This window comes from Pedobacter anseongensis, from assembly GCF_037482965.1.
GTDB lineage: Bacteria > Bacteroidota > Bacteroidia > Sphingobacteriales > Sphingobacteriaceae > Pedobacter > Pedobacter anseongensis.
The window spans coordinates 1-2,504 of record NZ_JBBHKB010000008.1 but is presented as its reverse complement, the minus strand read 5'-3'; the positions used below and the strand labels follow the sequence as shown (position 1 = coordinate 2,504).

The 2,504-nt window shown below is 36.5% G+C and carries 1 protein-coding gene; it reads left to right on the top strand.

What is annotated here, in order from left to right; translation table 11 throughout:
* Positions 1 to 2,504: hypothetical protein (locus WG904_RS19550; RefSeq protein ID WP_339581042.1), on the top strand; the 2,504-nt coding region annotated here is incomplete at both ends.

Sequence of the window (2,504 nt, the reverse complement as noted above, 5' to 3'; positions counted from 1 at the left end):
AGCCTTCAACAATGCCTTCCCCAAAGAGAAATTGTACCTTTCTTTAGACAAACCCTACTACAATGTTGGGGATACGCTGTGGTTCAAAAGCTTCCTGCTAAATGGAGCGCTAAAACAAAACACACAAACAGACAAAATTTATGTCGAACTTTTTAACGACAGCAGTAAATTAGTGGAAAGTAAAGCAATCGCCCTAAATAATGGCTTGGGTTACGGCGATTTTGCATTAGATAAAAAATTAAATGCTGGCACCTATACTTTAAGAGCTTATACCAATTGGCAACAGAATTTCGGAAGCGATTACTTCTTCCAGAAAAGTATTTATGTAGGAAATGTGGGTGCGAAAACCTGGCTGGTAGACTCCTTTCAGAAATTGAGCAACGCAGCAAGCAACACTATCCTCGATCTAAAAATAAGACTAACTAATATTAACAATGAACCAGCCGCAATGCGAGATGTTGAAGTCTATCTCATGAATGACAATAAGAGGCTAATGAAGGCCGACCTTCAGACTAGTTTAGATGGAAAAATCGAAACTTCGATTCCGCTTTCTGATCAGATAAACGGAAATTATAGCTTCTACATCGTAGATAAAAAAGACCGTGCAAAAAAGGCAATTATTCCCATCCTTTTACAAGATGTGGATGAAATAGACTTGCAATTTATGCCAGAAGGCGGCTATCTGGTAAACGCCATATATAGCAAGGTTGCTTTCAAAGCAATCGGTCCAGATGGAATGGGACGATCTGTTAATGGAAAAATTGTGAACAGCAAAAATGAAAAAGTAGCAGAATTTAACGCCCAACACAAAGGAATGGGAAACTTTTTCCTCCTTGCACAAAAAGGCGAAAGCTATAGTGCTATATATACCATTAATGGAAAAGAAAAAAGAAAGGCATTGCCAATCGCAAAACCAGAAGGCACAACCTTAAGAATAGATCACCTTTCTAAGCCAGATTCACTTTTAATCTACATCAAAGCGAGCGAAACTAAAAGAGTAGACCAAAGTTATCAGCTAGTGGCTCAAAGTGCAGACCAACTAATCTTGTCTACTGCCATCAGCCTTAAAAATGGCTTCAGCACGCTGAAATTGGCCAAAAAGGACTTTACAGATGGGATTACCCATTTTACTTTGTTCGATCCTGATAACCTTCCTATAAATGAACGAAGTGTCTTCATTAATCACAAACAACACATAAAATTGAACGTAAGTACACCCCAAAGCAGCTACCAACTTAGAGATAGTATAGTTGTGGAGATTAATGCAACAAATGAAGAGGGACTTCCTTTAAGTGGTACATTCTCAGTTTCAGTTACCGACAACAATCAGGTAAAGCAAGAGCAGAATGAAGAAAATATCATCAGCCATTTTTTGCTGCAGAGCGATATTAAAGGAAATATTGAAGAAGCTGGTTGGTATTTTGCCGATCAAAAACCTGCAACATTACTAGAATTAGATAATCTATTACTTACCCAAGCCTGGATAGGCTACCAATGGAATAAAATTAACAAACCCCGAGAAATACCAAAGTTTAAAGCAGAGAAAGATAATCTTATAGAGGGCCGTGTGGAGGGACTATTGAACAAGCCTATGCCAAATATTGATATGAAATTACTTTCACTTGGTAAAAGTCTATTTTTTGCCGATACCTTAACCAATGCCGAAGGCAGGTTTGTTTTCAGAAACATTCCTTTGTTAGATAGTGCAGCCTATACCATAAAGATTAAAAATGCTAAAGGTAAAACTGCAGCTGGAACCATTTTCGTCGACGAATTTGCTCCATCAAAATTACCATTTAATGTTAAGCTGATTAAGCCTTGGTATGTAAATGCTGATAGCACATCCCTAAACTTCTTTCAAAATATTGAAAAACAAAAAAAACCAATCGACCCTGCTAGGATAACCTCTGAAGGTATTGCCCTAAAAGAAGTAGAAATTAAAAATTCGAAAAAATTAAATGATTATGTAGAGTTAACGGCATGGGATGCAAACCTCTTTAAAAGAATAACCGAAGAAGAACTTAAAAAAATTCCTAATAAAACGCTTTATGACCTTTTAAAGGAAAAAATTGAAGGCTTTACCATCGGCGATTTCTATTCGGATGGCTGTTTTGGAGAGGCTGCACGACCTAGAAAACACAGTTTTGTTAATTACCTGATTGGCAGTCAAATAATTAACATCATAACAATCGATAAAATAAATACAGTTATAGTTGCAGGATATCAGGAACAGTATCAGGAGAATGTGTCCAATATAAGTACAACTGCAATACAAGCTGATATTTTTTTAACAAATTCTTCCATTCTTAATATTTTAAGTGCATCAGATGTTAAAGACATTATCGTTTATAAAGGCTGTAACGGCTACTTTTTAGATATTACAACCCGAAGCGGAAAAGGGCCATGGGTTAGCTCTCCAAAAGGAAGTTATGTGTTTAGACCCATTCCAATATACCGATCAAAAGATTTCTATAGCCCTAAATATACAGTTGATAAAAATTCAT